Below are 19,008 nucleotides of genomic sequence, written 5' to 3'. Positions count from 1 at the left end.
TAAGCTAAACGGCTGCGCATCCGCTGCATAGGCGCTGTGCGATTTGCAACATCGGCAGCGAAGGTAACCTGACTGGGGCGGTGCTTTATGTAGGCGATTTCACGGTGGCGACCGACTCCCGCTCTACCAGCGGGCACTCCAGCTTGGTGATGGAATAGCGGCCGCGGCCGGGCGTCGGCGGCGTCTCGAGCTGCTCGATCGCCCATTGACCCATCGCCAGATGCGGCAGGATCGAAGTGGTCAGCGGTGGGAAGAGATGGCGGGCGATCTCCTCGTCGTCATAGCCGACTACGGAGATGTCCTGCGGGATATGCAGGCCGGCTTCCTTCAGCGCCTCGTAGCAGCCGATCGCGGTGCGGTCGTTCTGGCAGAAGATGGCGGTGGGCCGCTCCTTGAGCCCGAGCAGCCTCACCGTCGCGGCATAGCCCGCGCTGGCCGACCAGTCGCCCTCGACCACCAGCTCCGGATCGAAGGGAATGTCCGCGGTGGCCAGAGCACGGCGGTAGCCTTTGAGCCGATCCTGCGCGGCCTGCATCCACGGCTCGCCGGTGATGGTGGCGATGCGGCGATGGCCATGCGCGATCAGATGCCTTGTCGCGCTCTGGCCGCCGGCGATCTCGGAGGGAACCACGGCCGGGAAGGCATAGTCGGCGGTGTAGCAGTTGAGCAGGATGACCGGGATGTCCAGGCTGTAGAGGAAATCCGGCGCCGTGATCTCGCGGGTAAAGATGGTCATGTAGATCAGCGCCGAGATGCCCCGCCTCGTCAGGGCCGAAATCGCGCGCGCCTCCATCATCGCATCGCCCATGGTCTGCGCCACCAGAAGCACGTTGCCGGCGTTCCACGAGGCCTGCCGCGCGCCCTCGATCGCGACCACCGCCTCAGGGCTGGTGGCGAGCTGGTCGACGGCGAAGCCGATGACGCCGTCCAACCCTTCGAACGGCGTCACCGGCGGCCGGAGCGCCGAGAACACCGGCGGCGAATAGCCCAGCGCCCGGGCCGCCTCGATCACCCGGTCGCGCGTCTGCTGCGACAGCCTGATGCCCGGCGAATTGTTGAGCACGAACGACACCGTCGCCTGCGAGCAGCCGGCGGCGCGCGCGATGTCGGTCATGGTAACGCGCCCCTTCGGCTTGACGGCCGGCTTGCGGCGCCTGGAAGCTCCGGGAGGATCGCTGAGTTCTGTCGGTTCGCTCATAGTCGTTTCCCAACCCAGCCGGCTCTAAGCAAAGCCGACGGCGACGGCAAGATGGCCGAGGCCGGTGCGTTTATCGAGATTGCGGCTGACTAATATATATTAGCAAGCGCGACATGCAAATCGCCGGCTGCGCTGCTTCGCGACGAAACCGGTCAGGGAAGGTCAGCAATGCTGATAATTCCCGTGTTCTCCATGGGGCCACAAACCGCCGCCGCGCTCGCTTTCTCACTCCCGGCGCGTCTTCTGACCAGCGTCTCCTCCACTTCGAGAGCGCGCGCCTTGGTCCCATAACTAATACTCTTTACTAATAGCCGTTAGCGTTCTACCGTTAACTCGCCGTCACCGCACGGGCTTCCGTGCGGTGACGGCGAGTGCGAGGGAAGCTCGCTCGAAACCCGGCGGCCTCGCCGGTCTGGGCTCGCGTCCATTCTCACGAAAATGTCAGACAAATCGGACTATTTACGAACGCCACGTGAGTGTCTAGTGTCCCCATCGCGGCCGGATCGGCACTGTTCTTAAGTCGGCGGAGCTTCGCCGTACCCTTGAGGAGGAGGGTTGTCCGGGCCGCAGCCGAGACATCGGCAACGAGTTCTACAAGGCAAGTTCTACAAGGGAGGTTGAACTATGAAATCCATGATCCGCAATGCATCTGTCGCCACGGCGGCCCTGCTCATCGGGCTCGCAGCCACGGCGGTTACCCGCGCCGACGACAAGCCGACGCTGGCCTTCGTCGTCAACGGTGCGTCAGACTTCTGGAAGGCGGCGGAAGCCGGTGTGAAGAAGGCGCAGGGCGAATTGCCCGACTACAATCTCGAGCTCAAATATCCGGAACAGTCCTCGGTCGCTATCCAGCAGCGGTTGATGGACGATCTGGTGACGGCGGGCGTCAAGGGCATCATGGTCTCGGCCGTCGATCCCAAGACCTCGACCGACGGGCTGAACAAGATCGCCTCGGAAACCGCGCTGTTCACCACCGACTCCGATGCGCCGCAAACCAAGCGCGTCGCCTATATCGGCTCGTCCAACGTGGATGCCGGCAAGCAGGCGGCCGAGATCGCCAAGAAGGCGATGCCCAACGGCGGCAAGTGCCTGGGCTTCGTCGGCCTGCTTGGCGCCGATAACGCCAAGGAGCGCATCCAGGGCATGAAGGACGGGCTCGCCGGCAGCAAGATCGAGCTGGTCGACGTGCGCGGCGACGATATCGACCAGGCGCGCGCCAAGAAGAATGTCGAGGACGCACTGGTCGCCAGCCCCGACATCAACTGCATGGTCGGCTTCTACTCCTACAACACGCCGCGCATCTATGAAGCGCTGCGCGACGCCGGCAAGCTCGGCCAGATCACCGTCGTCGGCTTCGACGACGATCCGATCACGCTGGGCGGCGTCAAGGAAGGCACCATCGCAGCCACCGTGGTGCAGCAGCCGTTCGAATGGGCCTATCAGGGCATGAAGCTGATGGCGGCCTATCTCAAGGGCGACAAGTCTGGCATCCCGGCCAACAACCTGATCATCATCCCGACCAAGATCATCGGCAAGGATGACGTCGACGCCTACGCCGCCAACCTCAAGGCGATGGCGGGCAAGTAAGCCCGGCACGGTTGCGCCGGCTCAAGGGCTTGCCTTGAGCCGGCGTTCGTATTGACGGACCCGCCAAGGCCCGTCAGTCTGTGGCCACCGGCTGTTGCCCTGTGCGGTAAATTTAGGCGCGATGACCTCTACCGACACCACTCACTCAGACACCGCTCCGTTCCTGAGCCTGGAGGCCGTGCGCAAGACCTATCCGGGCGTTATCGCCCTGGACCGGTTCTCCATGGAGGTGAAGTCCGGCGAGGTCATCGGCCTTGTCGGCGAAAACGGTGCTGGCAAATCGACGCTGATGAAGATCCTCGGCGGCGTGACGCGGCCGGATAGCGGCACCATCACCGTCGATGGCGCGGCGCATGACGGGCTGACCGTCGAGCAGAGCATCGGCTCCGGTATCGCCTTCGTGCACCAGGAATTGAACCTCTTCGAAAATCTCGACGTCGCCGCCAACATCTTCTTCGGCCGCGAGCCGCTGCGCGCCGGCCCTCTGAGGCTGGTCGACCGCGCCAGGCTGCGCGAGATGGTCGCGCCGCTGCTAAAGCGCGTTGGCGCCAATTTCTCGGCCGATGCGCCGGTCGCGTCGCTGTCGCTTGCCCAGCAACAGATGGTCGAGATCGCCAAGGCGCTGTCGATCAAGGCCCGCCTTGTCATCCTCGATGAGCCGACCTCCAGCCTGCCGATCGCCGAGACCGAAAAGCTGCTCGACGTCATCAAGGGGCTGAAGGCCGAAGGCATCAGCGTCATCTTCATCTCGCACCGGCTGCATGAGATCGAGCGCGTCGCCGACCGTGTCGTGGTGCTGCGCGACGGCACGCTGGCCGGCACACTGGCGAAGGACCGGATCAACCACGACGAGATGGTCAGGCTGATGATCGGCCGCATGTTGAAGGAGCGCGAGAAGGCGGGCGAAGCCACGCGCGCGCCGGGGAGCGTTGCGCTGTCGGCGGAAGCGATCCGCACCAGCACCTATCCGGACAGGCCGGTCAGCCTCGAATTGAGGCGCGCGGAGATCCTCGGCCTTGCGGGCCTGGTCGGCTCCGGCCGCACGGAGCTCGCCCGTGTGCTGTTCGGCATCGACGAGCGGTTGGCCGGCAGCGTCACGCTCGACAGCAAACCGCTCCATGTAGGCTCGGCCGCCGACGCGGTGGCGAACGGCATCTTCCTGGTGCCGGAGGACCGCAAGCTCACCGGCATACTGCTCGATCTCTCGATCGCGCAGAACATTACGCTGCCCAACCTGCCGGCGCATGCCAGGCGCTCGCTGGTCTCGACCGGCGCCGAGCTCACGACCGCCGAAAAGCAGAAGAAGAACCTCGGCATCAAGGCGCCGTCGGTCTTGACCCGCACCGGAACGCTCTCCGGTGGCAACCAGCAGAAGGTGGTCCTGGCCAAATGGCTGGCCATGAACCCCAAGGTCATGATCCTGGACGAGCCGACGCGCGGCATCGACATCGGCGCCAAGGCCGAGATCTACGGACTGATGCGGGCGCTGGCCGACGCCGGCGTTGCCGTGCTGATGATCTCCAGCGACATGGAAGAGGTGATCGGCGTGTCGGACCGCATCGCGGTCATGCATGAGGGGCAGATCTCCGGCATCCTCGACAAGGACGATTTCAGCCAGGAGAACGTGCTCTTGCTGGCGGTCGGCAAGAAGCCGAGATCGCTGCAGGCGGCGGGAGGAGTTGAATGAGCAAGAAAGATCTCGGCCTGCTGATCCTGATCCTGGTGGTCGGCGCGGTGGTGACGGCCATCAATCCGCGCTTCCTGTCGGCGATCAACCTCGCCAACACCTCCAACCTGGTCGCGCTGTTCGGCATCCTGTCGATCGGCCAAGCCTTCGTCATCATCACCGGCGGCATCGAATTGTCGGTCGGTTCGCTGATCGCGCTGCTCGGCACGCTGTTCATCGACTTCATCGCGGTGCGCGAATTGGACTGGCCGCTGGCCTTCGTGGTGATCATCGCGCTCGGCGCCGCGATCGGCTTCGTGCATGGCTGGCTGATCACGCGGCTCAAATTGCAGCCCTTCGTGGTGACGCTGTGCGGCCTCCTGATCTATCGCGGCGTGGCGCGATTCTATACCGCCGACGGCACGGCGGGCTTCGCCTTCGGGCAGAATTTCCCGACGCTCGAATTCCTGACCGCGGGCCGCTCCTACGGCTTGCCGAATTCCTTCATCGCGCTGATCGTCATCGCCATCGTCATGTGGGTGGTGCTGCATCGCTCGGTGTTCGGCCGCTATCTCTACGCCATCGGCAAGAATGAGGAGGCGGCGAAATATTCCGGCATCCGCACCGGCCGGGTGATCATCGCCGCCTATGTCATCTGCGGCGTGCTGACGGCGCTGTCGGCGATCTATTTCGCCATGTATACGCGCTCGATCTCGCCGGCGAGCCACGGCCAGTTCTACGAGCTCTACGCCATCGCGGCCGCCGTGCTCGGCGGCTTCTCGCTGCGCGGCGGCGAGGGCTCGCTGGTCGGCGTGATCCTCGGCACGGTGCTGCTGCAAGAGCTTCAGAACCTCGTCAACCTGCTAGGCATCCCCTCATCGCTCAATTTCGCGGTGATGGGCGGCGTGATCCTGATCGGCGTGCTGGTCGACCAGCAATGGGGCGTCTTCCGCGCCCGGCGCCGCATGTTCGAAGCCGCGCGCCAGAACGTGGCGGGCGCGCCGGCGGAATAGCTCGCTCTTCCGGCAACGGCAGCCTGGGGACCGATTCCCTGCGGAATCGACTGCAGGTGTGCTCCAGGTTGACTTTGGGTCAGGCGCGCGGACCGGAAAACAGCCCTTGTCGCAGAATCGGGGCTGGGCTAAGCAATCGGTATCCGAGGGTTCCAAGAACAATATGGGAGAAATGACCGTGACATCATCACGTTGGATCGCGCTCGCCGCGCTGGCGTTGACCTGCTCGACCCCGGCAATGGCCAAGGACTGGAAAACCGTCACTGTCGCCATGGAGGGCTCCTACGCCCCCTGGAACCAGACCGACGCCAGCGGCAAGATCGTCGGCTTCGAGGTGGACATCCTCAATGACGTCTGCGCCCGCGCCAAGCTTCAATGCAATATCGTCGCGCAGGATTGGGACGGCGTCATTCCCGGCCTCACGGCAGGCAAGTTCGACATCGTCATGGACGGCATGTCGATCACCGAGGAACGCTTGAAGACGATCGACTTCTCGATCCCCTACGCCTCCTCGCCGGTGGCTTTCCTTGCCGACAAGAACGGTCCGCTGGCACATATGTCCAACAGTGGCAAGATGATCGACCTGTCGAAGGACGACGCCGAATCGAAGGCTGCGCTCGACACGCTACGCAAGGAGCTCACCGGCAAGAATGTCGGCCTGCAGGTCTCGACCACCGAGGCTACCTTCGCCGACAAATATCTCAAGGATGTCGCCAACGTTCATGAATACAAGACCACCGACGAGCACGACCTCGACCTGATGGCGGGCCGCATCGACGTCGCTTTCGCCGACACCACCTACTTCCTCGGCACGCTGGCCAAGCCGGATGCCAAGGACCTGGAATTCGTCGGCCCGCAGTTCAAGGGCGGCCCGATCCTCGGACCGGGCATCGGCGCGGCCTTCCGCAAGACCGACAAGGACCTGCAGGACATCTACAACAAGGCGCTCAAGGCCGCCATCGATGACGGCTCCGTCTCGAAATACAGCCTGCAATGGTTCAAGATCGACATTACCAAGTAATGTCGCAACGGGAACAGCCAAGGCTGTTCCCGTTTTGCATTGAGCAATATACGTCGATGCGTATCTCGGCGCCCGCAGGAGCCGTATGTGGAGTTTCTCAACGATCTGAAGGACCAAGTGTCGACGGCCTATGAGCTGTTGGCCGCCGGCTGGGGCGTGCAACTGCTCTGGGGTATCGCCTGGACACTGGCCGTCACCGTCGTGTCTATGCTGATTGGTGCCGTGCTGGGCTCGCTGGTGGCGGCGGCCAAGCTTTCGCACCGCGGCGGATTGAGGTTCATCGGCGAGAGCTACACCACCGTTTTCCGCGGCGAACCGGAACTGCTGATCATCTACCTGTTCTACTATGGCGGCACGCAGGTCCTGACCGGCGTGGCGAGGTCGACCGGATCGATCGGCTCGACGGACATCTTGAGCATGCCGAGCTTCCTGGGCGGCGTGCTTGCGGTTGGCATCATTTCCGGCGCCTACCAGGCCGAGGTCTTTCGCGGGTCGTTCCTGGCGATCCATCGCGGCGAATTGGAAGCGGCGCGCGCCTACGGCATGTCGGCCTGGCTGCGGTTTCGCCTCGTGATCATGCCTCAGGTCCTGCGCCTCGCGGTGCCGGGGCTGGGCAATGTCTGGCAATTGACCATCAAGGATTCGGCGCTGATCTCGGTCACCGGCGTCGCCGAGCTGATGCTCACCGCCAACAAGGCCGCCCGTTCGACGCATCATTCGCTGCTTTTCTACACGCTCGCGGGCATCCTTTACCTGGTGATGACGTCGATCTCGACGCCGATCTTTGACAAGGCCGAGCGTTACACCTCACGCAGCCTCTTGCGGCCGAAGTGAGGGCCGGCGGTGGATTTCGACTTCTATCTTTCGACCATGTGGAGCGTGCTCAAGGCGCTGCCGCTGACGCTCGAGATCTGGTTCTTCGGCATCGCCTTCGGCCTCATCATCGCCACCGGCCTGACCTGGTTGCGGGCTTCCGGCTACAAATTGGGTGAGTATTTCACCCGCGCCTACGTCTTCGTCTTCCGCGGGTCGCCGCTGCTGGTGCAGCTCTATCTGATCTATTTCGGACTCTCCCAGTTCGATTTCGTCCGCCACAGCCCGATCCTGTGGCCGATCCTGCGCGATCCGATGTATTGCACGATCGTCGCCATGGCCTTGAACACGGCCGCCTATGAGAGCGAGATCTTCCGCGGCGCGCTGCGGGCGGTGCCTGTCGGCCAGATCGAGGCGGCCAAGGCGTTCGGCATGTCGGCCTTCACCCGTTTCCGCCTCGTCACGCTGCCGATCGCGCTGCGGCTCGCTTTGCCGGCCTACTCGACCGAAATCATCCTGATGACCAAGGCGACCGCGCTCGCTTCCGTGGTGACCATCATGGAGATGATGGGAACGGCGCAGAAGATCCAGCACGACACGTTCCGGCCGATCGAGGTGCTGACCTGCGCCGGCGTGATCTACCTGCTGCTCAACCTGTCGATCGCCCGGCTGTTCGCCTGGGTCGAACACCGGCTTTCGCCGCATCTGCGCCCCCCGCCCGAGCAGAGCCGGCTAGCCGAACCCGTCCCGGAGGTGTTGTGATGTCGGCAAATGTCGCTGCTGCAGCGCAAGCGGCGCCGTCCTCTGGCGAGACCCCCGCCATCAGTGTCAAGGACCTGCGCAAGTGCTTTGGCGATCACGAGGTGCTCAAGGGCATTTCGCTCGAGGCGCACAAGGGCGATGTGATTTCGATCCTCGGCTCCTCGGGCTCCGGCAAGAGCACGATGCTGCGCTGCATCAACCTCCTGGAGACCCCGGATTCCGGCGAGGTGCGGGTCGACGGCGAACTCATCAAGATGAAGCGGGGCCGAGACGGCCATCAAATGCCGGCCGACATCCGCCAGGTGGAGCGCATCCGCGCCAACCTCGCCATGGTGTTCCAGAGCTTCAATCTCTGGTCGCATATGACGGTGCTGGAAAACCTCGTCGCCGCGCCGACGCATGTTTTGAAGCGGCCGCGCGCCGAGTGCCTGGAGCAGGCCGAGGTGCTGCTGAAGCGCGTCGGCATATGGGAGCGCCGCAACTATTATCCGCCGCATATGTCGGGCGGCCAGCAGCAGCGCGCCGCGATCGCCCGCGCGCTGGCGATGAACCCCAAGGTGATGCTGTTCGATGAGCCGACATCGGCGCTCGATCCGGAACTGGTCGGCGAGGTGCTGCGGGTCATGCGCTCGCTGGCCGAGGAAGGGCGCACCATGCTGGTCGTCACGCATGAAATGGGCTTCGCACGCGACGTCTCGAGCAAGGTGATGTTCCTGCACAAGGGCGAGGTGGATTCGGTCGGCGAACCGAAGGAGATGTTCGCCAGGCCGCCGACGCCGCAGTTCAAGCAGTTCATCGCCAACTTCAATAAGTGATGGCAGAGTTGCTCGGCGCCAGGATGTGTTGAGATTCAGGTCAGGCCGGCCTCACCTGAATATCAGCACATCTTAGATCATGTCCGACAGATCCGAGAACGCCATCGCCTTGCGCAGCACCTCGGCGAAGCGTTCGCCGGCGACTTGCCTGTCGCCGCTGTTGTCGATCGAGGTCACGTCAGGCCCCGTCAGCTTGACATTGGCGCTGCGCGCCAGGCGGGCAAGCACCTCGCCGCGCGATTCACGGCCGCGCGCGGCCAGCCGTTCGGCGAGGATCTCCGGCTTGGCGGTGATCTCGACCACGGCCAGGTTGGCGTAGCGTTCGCGCAACGCCGGGATCACCGCGCGCGACACGTTGGCGACCGCAACGTGTCCGTTCGCCACGGCCCAGTCGACATCGGCCGGCAGGCCGTAGCGCAGGCCGTGCGCGTCCCAGCACAGCGAGAAGGCGCCGTCCGCTTCCGCTTCGGCAAAGGCGGCGTCCGCCAGCGTGTCGTGATCCTCGCTTGCCGTGTCGCTCGGGCGGGTGATGACGCGGCGCACGAATTCCAGCCGCGTCTCGCCGGCAAAGCGCTGCTTGGCGTAGCCGATCACCGTATCTTTGCCGGCGCCGCTCGGGCCGACCACCGCGACGAAGACGCCACTGCGGATCGGCAGGCTGTCGGTCAGCTCGCGCTCGATGAGGGCCGAGACCATCATGCGACCCGGCGGCCCTGACGCCACACGGTGCGCACGACCGGCACATGGTCGTCGACGCGCACGCGCACCAGGTCGGCGCGGCGCCCGGCCTCGATCACGCCGCGGTCGGCAAGGCCGATTGCCTCGGCCGGGTTCTTCGACACCATGGCGACCGCCTGCGGCAGCGAAATCCCTTCGACGACGTCGCCGAGGAAGAAGGCCGACTGGATCAGGCTGAAGGGGATGTAGTCGGACGACAGGATGTCGAGCAGGCCGTCGGCGGCGAGCGTGCGGGCCGAGACGTTGCCGGAATGCGAGGCGCCTCGCATCACGTTCGGCGCGCCCATCAGCACGCCGAGGCCCGCCGCCTTGGAAGCCTTGGCGGCCTCTTCCGTCGTCGGGAATTCGGCGACGCGCACGCCCTGCTCGATCGCTTCGTCGACATGGCCGGCGGTCGCGTCGTCATGGCTGGCCAGCACGATACCGCGCTCATGGCAGGCGGCCGAGATGAAGACCCGGTTCGGGCCGGAATTGCGGGCCGATTCCGCCATCCGCTTCTCGCAGAATTTCTGGAAGTCGCGGTCCGTCAGCTTCAGCTTGCGCTGGTAGTAATAGGCATAGGTCTCAAGGTTGACGAACTGGCGCTGTCCGGGCGCATGGTCCATCAGCGAGGCGAGCTTCACCCTGTCGTCAGTCTCGAAATTGGCGAAAGCCTCGAGGCAGTCCGGCGCCGAAACCTCACAGCGCAGGTGGATGAAATGGTCGGCTCTCAGCCGATCCTGGCGCACGCTATCCTCGATCGCGTCGGCCAGCTTGCGGACGTCGTCGGACTTCAGGTCGGCGTCCTCGTCCATGCCGACGCGCAAGGCGTCGAGCACGGTGGTGATGCCGGCGGTCGCGACCTGGGCGTCATGCGCAAGCACCGCGGCGATCGGATTCCAGCGCACTTTCGGACGCGGCGCGTAATGGCCTTCGAGGTGGTCGGTGTGCAGCTCGACAAGGCCCGGGATGATGTAATCGCCGCCCATGTCCTCGCCGGCGCGGGCGGCCCCCGGCTCGATGGCGGCGATCAGGCCGTCGCGCAGCAGAAGCGAGCCCTCGACGATTTCATCGGGCAGCACGATGCGGGCATTGGTGAGAGCGGTTTCGGCGGTCATCTCGGGCGGTCCTGTCTCAAGCGGTCAAATCAGAGCAATTCCAGGAAAAGTGCTTCGCGGTTTTCCGTCCGGAATTGCGTAAACAAAGAGATAGGCGGTCCAGCGTTTCGGCTGAACCACCCTAGGCTGTCTTGCGGGCCGGGCCACGGCCAAGCGAATGGTGGGAAAGCACCATGAACGGGGCGCCGGGCTCGCTTTCGACGAACAATGTCAGCGCATCGACCGGCACCGGCTGCCGCAGCACGTCGGCGAACAGGCCGTCGATCGCGGCGCGAAGACGTGGACTTTCCTCCGGTCCGACGCGCCCCGACAGCGTCATGTGGAAGCGGAACGTGTCGAAGACGTAAGGATAGCCCCATTGGCAGAGATTGCGGAACTCGTCCGGCTTCAGCGCATCGGGGCTGCGGCGCTCGATCTCGGCCTCGGTGAGCGGCGCCCGGAACGGGTCGAAGGCGCGCACCACCTCGCCGGCGAAATCATTGAGCGGCGCGAATTGCGTTTCCGGCACCAGCGCGAAGAAGCCGTCGATCTGCCCGACGACCAGCCGCGGGATGACGACCGGCGGCGTCGCCTCGGCGAAAGTATCGAGCGCGGTGCGCAGCGAGGCTTCCGTCTCGTTCGGCGCCAGCCGGAATGGCGCCTTCAGCGTGGCATGGAACCCGTAACGCCTGGCGGAGGCGGTGTGGAAGGCGACTTCCGCGGCCGACAGATCGCCGACGGCCTCGACCGGCCGCGTCGCCGCGCCGAACGGGTCGCGGCCCAGCCAGTTGGCGGCAATGCGCGCCAGCTTCTCGTCCTGTCCCGGTGTGTAGTAGATGGCGTAGCGCATCGGCGTTCCTCGTCAAGCGCGCTGCGCCCCAAAGGATCATGCGACGCGCTTCAAGTCATGGTCTTTGCAAGTCGTAGGCTCAAAACGCCGAAGCGCTGCGGCGACATGCATCAGACCCGCTGCCATAGGTGATTTCCATGACGGATTGACGAAGCTTTCATGGGTTTTCGAAGGCAAACAACCCCCGGTGGTCCTTAGCCGACGATTTTCCCCGGGCTGGACCAATCCGCCGGTCAGGCCTTCATCAGCCATTCATGCTCGGCCGCGTTGTGGAACTTCCACGTCCGCTTCGGTCCGGCCATGACGTTGAGGTAATAGAGATCGTAGCCGTGGCAGGCCGCGCAGGGGTGATAGCCCTTCGGCACCAGCACGACATCGCCGTCCTCGATCGCCATCGCGTCGTCCAACTCGCGCAAGCCGTTGCGGTCGGCATCGGTGTAGACCCGCTGGAAGGCAAAGCCCTGCGGCGGGTTGAGCCGATGGTAATAGGTCTCTTCCAGGTAGGATTCGGCGGGCAGATTGTCCTGGTCGTGCTTGTGCGGCGGATAGCTGGAAGTGTGGCCGCCGGGCGTGATGACCTCGACCACCAGCAGCGAATCTGCCGGCTTGCCCTCGGGCAGGATGTTGGTGACGTAGCGCGTGTTGGTGCCCTTGCCGCGCACCTCCTGGCCGAGATCGTCAGGCCCGATGACGCGCACCGGCAGGCCGCCGCTCAAGCCCGGCGCCGAGCAGACGGCGAGCTCCAGTTCGGTGTCCGCCGTCACCGACCAATCGGTGCCTTGAGGCACATAGACCGACCACGGCTTGCCCTCGAAGGGCGACATGCGCTCGCCGAGCAGGCCGAGCTCCTTGCCGCCGGCCGACGCCTTGCCCTTGCCGGTGATGAAGACCAGGCAGACCTCGCGCTCGCCCGTCTTGCCGGCCACCGTCTCGCCCGCCTTCAGCCGGTGCAGGTCGAAACCGACATAGGTCCAGCCGGCGCTTTGCGGCGTGACGTGTGCGACATGGCCATGTCCCTTGTCGGCCTTGACGAGCAGTTTCGACATTTTTGTCTCTCCTAATTCCATTGGCTCAAGCGGGTGGACCTGAGCGCCCTTTCCTGGAGGTCGCGGACCTTCGAGATTGGCCGAACGGCCTGTCATTTCGTCATCCTAGGGTCTGCACTGCGTCGCTGCGCTCCTTGCTCCTCCCTAGGATGACGACGTGAGAAGCGTTGCGGCCAATCGCCAACACTGCGATCCTCTACGCAGACAATATTCGAAAGCTAAGGATCGTTGCGCCATCGACCGCTTCATTCCTTCGGTTCGATGCCGGCCTTGTTCTCCTCCACCGGCTTGTAGAGATAGAAAAACTGCCACACCGCATAACCGGCGAAGCCGAGCGCGATGACGCCCCAGAACGGCGTGCCGGATGCGAACTCGATCACCGACCAGATCAGGCAGACGGCGACGATCGCGATGCGACGCCACAGCGGCCGGAAGAAGGGGTGCTCATAGTCTTTCATCGCGCCAATCCAGGATTTGCCCAAGCGCAACGGATAGACCGCGCGCCGCGGCGAATCCACCGTTTACGCCGGAAACCCTTGTGTCTCCACCGTGTAGCCGGCGGCCGTCATCACCCGCATCAGCTCCTTGTGGCCGACTTGAGCCATCTTGAGCGGCGGGTTCTTCTTCGGATCCTGCTCCGCCTCGACCACGAACCAGCCTTCATAGCCGTGATCGGCGAAACGCTGGACGATGGCGCCGAAATCGAGCCAGCCGTCGCCTGGCACGGTGAACGCGCCGAGCGCCACGGCGTCGAGGAACGACTGCTTCGAGCGGTCGAGCCCCTCGATCACCCCCATGCGCACATCCTTCACATGGACGTGGTTGATGCGCTTGTGGTGGTTGTCGATGGCGCGCAGCACGTCGCCGCCGGCAAAGGCGAGATGGCCGGCGTCGAGCAAGAGCGGAATGCCTTCGCCGGAGTTGCGCATGAAGGCGTCGAGCTCCGGCTCGGTCTCGACCACAGCAGCCATGTGGTGGTGGTAGGAAAGCGGCATGCCTTGCTCCGCGCACCATTCGCCGAATTCGGTGACGAGCCGGCCATAGGCCTTCATCTCGTCGTCGGAAAGCTTCGGCTTGGTAGCCAAAGGCTTGGAGCGGTCGCCCTGGATGGAACGGCCGACTTCGCCATAGACGATGCAGGGCGCGTCTACCGCCTTGAACAGTTCGATCATCGGCTGGATACGGTCCTTGTTCCTGGCCAGGTCCTCATTGACCAGCGTGCCGGAGAACCAGCCGCCGCAAAGCGTCACATCGGCCTCCTTGAGGATCGGCAGCATCACTTTCGGGTCGTTGGGGAAGCGGCGGCCCATCTCCATGCCGGTGAAGCCGGCCGAGCGCGATTGTCGCAGGCACTCCTCCAGCGACACGTCGTCGCTCAGTTCCACGAGATCGTCGTTCCACCACGCGATCGGGGACATGCCTAGTTTGGCTTTCAAGTCGTCACTCCAAATGTCGGTTCGTTGCGAGGCTGGTTCAGCCCTGACGGCTGACCACGGCTTCCTCATATTTCTTGCGCGCGGCGTTCACCTGGGGCCGCGACGACACTTCCGGTACGGCGACATCCCACCAGTGGCCGCCGGCCTCGGTCGAAACCAGCGGATCGGTGTCGATGACCAGCACCGTCGTCCTGTCGTTCTTCCTGGCCTTGGCGAGCGCCGTTTCCAGCTCGGCGATCGACGCCACCTTCTCGGCCACGGCGCCCATGCTTGCCGCATGCGCGGCGAAGTCGACATCGGGCAGCACCTCGTGGCGCGCGTCCTTCAAGAGATTGTTGAAGTTGGCGCCGCCGGTCGCCATCTGCAGCCGGTTGATGCAGCCATAGCCGCGATTGTCGAGGAGCACGACGGTGAGCTTCAGGCCAAGCATCACCGAGGTGGCGATCTCGGAATTGAGCATCAGGTAGGAGCCGTCGCCGACCATGACGACCACCTCCTGGTCGGGCTTCGCCATCTTCACGCCGAGCCCGCCGGCGATCTCATAGCCCATGGTCGAGAAGCCGTATTCGGCATGGTAGGAGCCCGGCGCGCCGGCCTGCCAGAGCTTGTGCAACTCGCCGGGCAGGCCGCCCGCGGCATGCAGCAGCGTGACGCCCGAACCCATGGCGCGCTGCACGGCGCCGATCACCTGCGCATCGGAAGGACAGGCGGCGTTGGTCGAGGCGGTCACCTTGGCGGCGGCGGCCTGCCATTCCGTCTTGCCCTTCAGCGCATTGTCGGTCCAGGCGGCGGGTGCCTTCCAGCCCTGCAGCGCTGCGTTAAGTTCTGCCAGACCCTCGCCCGCGTCGGCGACCAGCGGCAGCGCCCAATGCTTGCCGGCGTCGAACACCTGGGTATTCAGGCCAATAATGGTGCGGCCGGCATTCTTGAACAGCGCCCAGGAGCCGGTGGTGAAATCCTGCAGCCTGGTGCCGACGGCGAGCACGACATCGGCTTCCTCGGCCAGCCGGTTGGCGGCCGACGTGCCGGTCACGCCGACGGCGGCCATGTTGAGCGGATGATCATCGGGCAGCGAGGATTTGCCGCCCTGTGTCTCGCAGACCGGAATGCCGGCGCCCTGCACCAGCTTGGCCAGTTCACCGGAAGCCTGCGAATAGAGCACCCCGCCGCCGGCGATCACCAGCGGCTTCTTGGCGCCCTTCAGCGCCGCGACCGCAGCAGCAAGCTCATTGCGGTCCGGGCGCAGCCGGCGCGGCGTCCAGACCCCTTCCGCGAACAGGCTTTCGGGATAATCGTAGGCCTCGGCCTGCACGTCCTGGCAGAGCGAGAGCGTGACCGGGCCACATTCGGCTGGATCGGTCAGCACCTGCATGGCGCGATTCAGCGCCGGGATGATCTGCTCCGGCCGCGTGATGCGGTCGAAATAGCGCGATACAGGACGGAAGCAGTCGTTGACGGTAGCGGTGCCGTCGGAGAAATCCTCGGCCTGCTGCAGCACCGGGTCCGGCAGGCGGTTGGCGAAGACATCGCCGGGCAAAAACAGGACGGGCAACCGGTTCACATGCGCGAGCGCCGCCGCCGTCACCATGTTGAGCGCGCCGGGGCCGATTGAAGAGGTCGCGGCCATGAAGCGGCGGCGGAAATTCGCCTTGCCATAGGCGATCGCCGCATGCGCCATCGCCTGCTCGTTATGGGCGCGGAAGGTCGGCAGCTCGTCGCGCACCTGGTAGAGCGCCTCGCCGATGCCGGCGACATTGCCGTGGCCGAAGATCGCCCAGACCCCGCCGAAGATCGGCACCTTTTTCCCATCGATCTCGGTCATTTGCCGGCTGAGGAAGCGGGTCAGCGCCTGCGCCATCGTCAGGCGGATTGTCTTGCTCATGATGTCTCCTCCGCAGTCCTTCAGCGGTCTTCTTATGCGGCCTTGCGGCCACGCGCGGCAAGCCATGCCTCGGTCAACTGTTCGAAGCGCGCGGCCATGTCGGCGATCGCCTCGTCATCCGACATCCTGCCGGCCAGCCATTGTTCGGCGGCGTTGACGAAGATGGTGCGACCGACGGCGAAACCTTTGACGATCGGCGCATTGGCGGTCGCGGCGAAGGCCGCGACCAGCTCGTCCTGCGGCGCCTCCAGTCCAAGCAGCACGACGCCACGGCACCAGGGGTCGTTCCTGACGATCACCTGTTCGATCTTGGCCCAGGCGCCTGCGGAAGCCTGCGGTTCGAGCTTCCACCAGTCGGGCTTGATGCCCAGCGCATAGAGTTCTTCCAGTGCGCGCGGAATGGTGGTGTCGTCGAGCTTGCCATGCTTGCCGGCGATGATCTCGACCAGCAATTCGCGGCCGACTTTCCGCGCCGCCTCGAACAAGGCGCGCAGCTTCTGCTGCTGCTCGGTCTTCAGCGTCTCCGGATCGTCCGGGTGATAGAAGCACAGGCATTTGATGCAGTGGTCGACTGGCCATTCGGCGAGCTGCGAGCCGATGTCCTGCGAAAACTCGAAACGCAGCGGCCGCGATCCCGGAAGCTCAACCGGGCGGCCGAGCCAGGCGAAGGGATGACGGGCGAATTCGAACATCGCGTCGCGCCCGTATTTCTCGTCGATCAGCATGCCGTAGCCGTCGCGGCCGGCGGCGACTTTTGCGGCGGCCTTGACAGTCAGCACCTTGAAATCCGGAATGCGCGAGGCGTCGGCGCCGACCCTCGCCGCGACATCTTCCAGCTGCACGCGGTGGTCGCAGGCTAGAGCCATCAGCGAAGGGATATCGCGCCGGCGCGTCGTCGCCCAATGGATGTGGTTGATAGCCTCGTCCTTGCGCAGCGCCAGATGCTTGCTGCCGTGCTTCAGGAAGAACTGCAGCTCCTCGAAGGTCGGATATTCCGGCGCGCAGAGCAGGCGCGACACGGCAAAGGCGCCGCAGGCATTGGCCCAGGTCGCGGCGGTGGCAAAGCTTTCGCCCCCCAGCCAGCCGCGCAGGAAGCCCGACATGAAGGCGTCGCCGGCGCCCAGCACATTGTAGATCTCGATCGGAAAACCCTTACCGACGATGCCATCCTCGAGGTCGTCGCTGATCGGCCCGTCATAGACGATGCAGCCCTTGGCGCCGCGCTTCAGCACGATGGTGGCGGCGGACAGCGCGCGGATCGTCTTCAGCGCGCTCAGGCAATCATCGGCGCCCGACGCGATCATGATCTCCTCTTCGGTGCCGACGATAAGGTCGCAATCCGGCAGCACGGTCTTCAGCTGCGCCGAGACGCGGTCGGATTTCACGTAGCGTTCGAAACCCTCGGCATGACCGGCAAGGCCCCAGAGGTTCGGGCGGTAGTCGATGTCGAAGACAACCTTGCCACCTTGGGCCTTCATCAGGCGGATGGCCTTGCGCTGCGCGGCATCGGAGTTCGGCCGCGAGAAATGCGTGCCGGTGACGACGACCGAGCGGGCCGAGGCGATGAAGGCCTCGTCGATGTCTTCCTCCGCCAGCGCCATGTCGGCACAGTCGGAGCGGTAGAAGATCATCGGTGAGACGCCTTCGCTCTCGACCGAAAGCAGCACCAGAGCCGTCAGGCGTTCCTTGTCGGTCTTCAGCCCGTCGACCGAGACGCCCTCGCGCCGAAGCTGCTCGCGGATGAAGCGGCCCATCTGCTCGTCGCCGACGCGCGTCAGCAGCGCCGAGCGCAGGCCGAGCCTTGCGGTGCCGACGGAAATATTGGCCGGGCAGCCGCCGACCGACTTGGCGAAGGAGGTGATGTCCTCCAGCCGCGAGCCGATCTGCTGGCCATAGAGATCGACCGAGGCGCGGCCGATGGTGATGACGTCGAGCGGCGGGTATTTCCCTTCCACGGCTTCGCCCATTCGAACCTCCCATCGGCCTTGTCGTGCAGAGCAGCGTCGTTTTGGACAGCACGCGCCGGCGACGGCGTGGTGTCGTCAATATGAAATATTAATTCCAATCTACAGTCAATATGGAATGAGCGTTCCCAAGCCGAAAAGCGCTTCGCGGCGAGGCTCAGCCCTTGCGCCGGCGTCCGGCTTCGCGACGCTTCTCGCCGACGGCGACGGTCAGCGCCATGGCCAGCGCCATCGTCGCCGAAATCGAGCGGAAGCCGCCGAAATCGGCCTCGGCGACCTCGAACCAGACCTTGGCGAATTGCGCCAGCGGCGAGAAGGACGAGTCGGTGATCGCCACGATCGGCACGCCCTGTTCTGCGATCGAGCGCGTCTCCTCAATGGTCGCCGGCGCGTAAGGCGAGAAGCTGATGGCAATGACGGCGTCGCGCGGTGTGGCGAAGCCGATCATCTCGGCGTTGAGCCCCGCGGCCGATTCAATCAGCTGGTTGCGGATCTTGAGCTTGCCCAGCGCGTAGGCGATGTAGGAGGCGACCGGATAGGAGCGGCGCTTGGCCAGCACATAGATGGTCTCGGCCTTCGCCAGCAAATTGACTGCCTCTTCGAAATGGGCATCGTTCAACGCGCGCGAAATGTCGCCGAGCGAAGTGCTGGCGGCGGCGACGAAACCGTCGAAGATCGCCCGATGCCCGCCGCCTTCCTCGGCCTTGGCGCGCAGCGCCGCCAGCCGCTCGTCATAGGAGGAGTTGCGCTCGCGCAGCCGTTCGCGGAAAACCTGCTGCAGGCTGGTGAAACCGTCGAAGCCGAGTTGCTGGGCAAAACGGATCAGCGTCGAGGGCTGCACGCCGGCCGAGGCGGCGATGCTGGCCGCCGTGCCGAAGGCGATGTCGTCGGGATTGTCGAGCGCATAGGCGGCGATCTGCGCGATGCGCTTGGGCAGGCTCGCGCGCCTGTCCAGGATCGTCGTGCGCAGCGTTTCGAAATCGCGAGGCACCCGTTCGTCCATCGTCGCTCCGCCCACGCCCATAAGGTTTTCCCTCTCCTGCCTCATCATAGCGAGTTCGCGCAAGAACACCATAAAAAATGATTTGTATGTTCCATTCTATACGAAAATGGACTAATTCATCCATATCGCTATTCCCCG

Annotated in this window: 17 protein-coding genes; 7 read left to right on the top strand and 10 right to left on the bottom strand. The window is 64.6% G+C overall.

Annotation, left to right across the window (positions count from 1 at the left end):
* Positions 1-85 precede the first annotated feature (85 nt).
* The gene (locus tag FJW06_RS17835; protein WP_181178391.1) at positions 86-1,198 is read right to left on the bottom strand and encodes a LacI family DNA-binding transcriptional regulator; all 1,113 of its coding nucleotides are present in this window, start codon (positions 1,196-1,198) and stop codon (positions 86-88) included.
* Positions 1,199-1,822: 624 nt separating this feature from the next.
* Between FJW06_RS17835 and FJW06_RS17830 the strand changes: the two genes are divergently transcribed.
* The 7 genes from FJW06_RS17830 to FJW06_RS17800 all read left to right on the top strand — a co-directional run bounded on the left by FJW06_RS17830 (position 1,823) and on the right by FJW06_RS17800 (position 8,875).
* The gene (locus tag FJW06_RS17830; protein WP_140753535.1) at positions 1,823-2,785 is read left to right on the top strand and encodes a sugar-binding protein; all 963 of its coding nucleotides are present in this window, start codon (positions 1,823-1,825) and stop codon (positions 2,783-2,785) included.
* A gap of 121 nt (positions 2,786-2,906) precedes the next feature.
* A complete protein-coding gene (locus tag FJW06_RS17825) occupies positions 2,907-4,472 on the top strand; it encodes a sugar ABC transporter ATP-binding protein (protein ID WP_140753534.1) in 1,566 nt (521 codons plus the stop codon).
* On the top strand, positions 4,469-5,464 hold the full coding sequence (locus tag FJW06_RS17820; RefSeq protein WP_140753533.1) for an ABC transporter permease: 996 nt from the start codon (positions 4,469-4,471) through the stop codon (positions 5,462-5,464). The genes FJW06_RS17825 and FJW06_RS17820 overlap by 4 nt, the downstream gene beginning before the upstream one ends.
* A gap of 178 nt (positions 5,465-5,642) precedes the next feature.
* The gene (locus FJW06_RS17815) at positions 5,643-6,485 is read left to right on the top strand and encodes a transporter substrate-binding domain-containing protein (RefSeq protein ID WP_140753532.1); all 843 of its coding nucleotides are present in this window, start codon (positions 5,643-5,645) and stop codon (positions 6,483-6,485) included.
* An 87-nt stretch (positions 6,486-6,572) separates the two neighbouring features.
* Positions 6,573-7,319, top strand: a complete 747-nt coding sequence (locus FJW06_RS17810) for an ABC transporter permease subunit (protein WP_246674667.1) — start codon at positions 6,573-6,575, stop codon at positions 7,317-7,319.
* A gap of 9 nt (positions 7,320-7,328) precedes the next feature.
* Positions 7,329-8,060: an ABC transporter permease gene (locus tag FJW06_RS17805; protein ID WP_246674666.1), complete on the top strand. Its 732-nt coding sequence runs from the start codon at positions 7,329-7,331 to the stop codon at positions 8,058-8,060.
* Positions 8,060-8,875 (top strand): ATP-binding cassette domain-containing protein, encoded by an 816-nt coding sequence (locus FJW06_RS17800; RefSeq protein ID WP_140753531.1) that lies wholly within the window; start codon positions 8,060-8,062, stop codon positions 8,873-8,875. The genes FJW06_RS17805 and FJW06_RS17800 overlap by 1 nt, the downstream gene beginning before the upstream one ends.
* A gap of 72 nt (positions 8,876-8,947) precedes the next feature.
* Here the strand turns inward: FJW06_RS17800 and phnN are convergent, their stop codons facing one another.
* From phnN to FJW06_RS17755, 9 genes are all read right to left on the bottom strand, one after another.
* Positions 8,948-9,574, bottom strand: coding sequence for a phosphonate metabolism protein/1,5-bisphosphokinase (PRPP-forming) PhnN (phnN, locus tag FJW06_RS17795; RefSeq protein WP_181178389.1), 627 nt, complete (start codon positions 9,572-9,574; stop codon positions 8,948-8,950).
* Positions 9,571-10,710 carry an alpha-D-ribose 1-methylphosphonate 5-triphosphate diphosphatase gene (locus FJW06_RS17790; protein ID WP_140753530.1) on the bottom strand — a complete coding sequence of 380 codons (1,140 nt, stop codon included), beginning with the start codon at positions 10,708-10,710 and terminating at the stop codon, positions 9,571-9,573. The genes phnN and FJW06_RS17790 overlap by 4 nt, the downstream gene beginning before the upstream one ends.
* Positions 10,711-10,831: 121 nt before the next feature.
* Positions 10,832-11,539: a DUF1045 domain-containing protein gene (locus tag FJW06_RS17785; protein WP_140753529.1), complete on the bottom strand. Its 708-nt coding sequence runs from the start codon at positions 11,537-11,539 to the stop codon at positions 10,832-10,834.
* 233 nt (positions 11,540-11,772) lie between these two features.
* A complete protein-coding gene (gene iolB, locus FJW06_RS17780) occupies positions 11,773-12,585 on the bottom strand; it encodes a 5-deoxy-glucuronate isomerase (RefSeq protein WP_140753528.1) in 813 nt (270 codons plus the stop codon).
* 245 nt (positions 12,586-12,830) lie between these two features.
* Positions 12,831-13,043 carry a DUF3329 domain-containing protein gene (locus tag FJW06_RS17775; protein ID WP_140753527.1) on the bottom strand — a complete coding sequence of 71 codons (213 nt, stop codon included), beginning with the start codon at positions 13,041-13,043 and terminating at the stop codon, positions 12,831-12,833.
* A gap of 63 nt (positions 13,044-13,106) precedes the next feature.
* On the bottom strand, positions 13,107-14,021 hold the full coding sequence (gene iolE, locus FJW06_RS17770; protein WP_140753526.1) for a myo-inosose-2 dehydratase: 915 nt from the start codon (positions 14,019-14,021) through the stop codon (positions 13,107-13,109).
* 37 nt (positions 14,022-14,058) lie between these two features.
* Positions 14,059-15,903 (bottom strand): 3D-(3,5/4)-trihydroxycyclohexane-1,2-dione acylhydrolase (decyclizing), encoded by a 1,845-nt coding sequence (gene iolD, locus FJW06_RS17765; RefSeq protein ID WP_140753525.1) that lies wholly within the window; start codon positions 15,901-15,903, stop codon positions 14,059-14,061.
* 32 nt (positions 15,904-15,935) lie between these two features.
* Positions 15,936-17,870, bottom strand: a complete 1,935-nt coding sequence (gene iolC, locus FJW06_RS17760; RefSeq protein ID WP_140753524.1) for a 5-dehydro-2-deoxygluconokinase — start codon at positions 17,868-17,870, stop codon at positions 15,936-15,938.
* A 154-nt stretch (positions 17,871-18,024) separates the two neighbouring features.
* Positions 18,025-18,870: a MurR/RpiR family transcriptional regulator gene (locus FJW06_RS17755; RefSeq protein WP_181178401.1), complete on the bottom strand. Its 846-nt coding sequence runs from the start codon at positions 18,868-18,870 to the stop codon at positions 18,025-18,027.
* Between the last annotated feature and the right edge of the window lie 138 nt (positions 18,871-19,008).

The organism is Mesorhizobium sp. B4-1-3, assembly GCF_006439355.1.
In the GTDB taxonomy this organism is placed as follows: Bacteria; Pseudomonadota; Alphaproteobacteria; order Rhizobiales; family Rhizobiaceae; genus Mesorhizobium.
The sequence above is the reverse complement of the archived record's forward strand: the minus strand, read 5'-3'. Positions and strand labels throughout refer to the sequence as shown.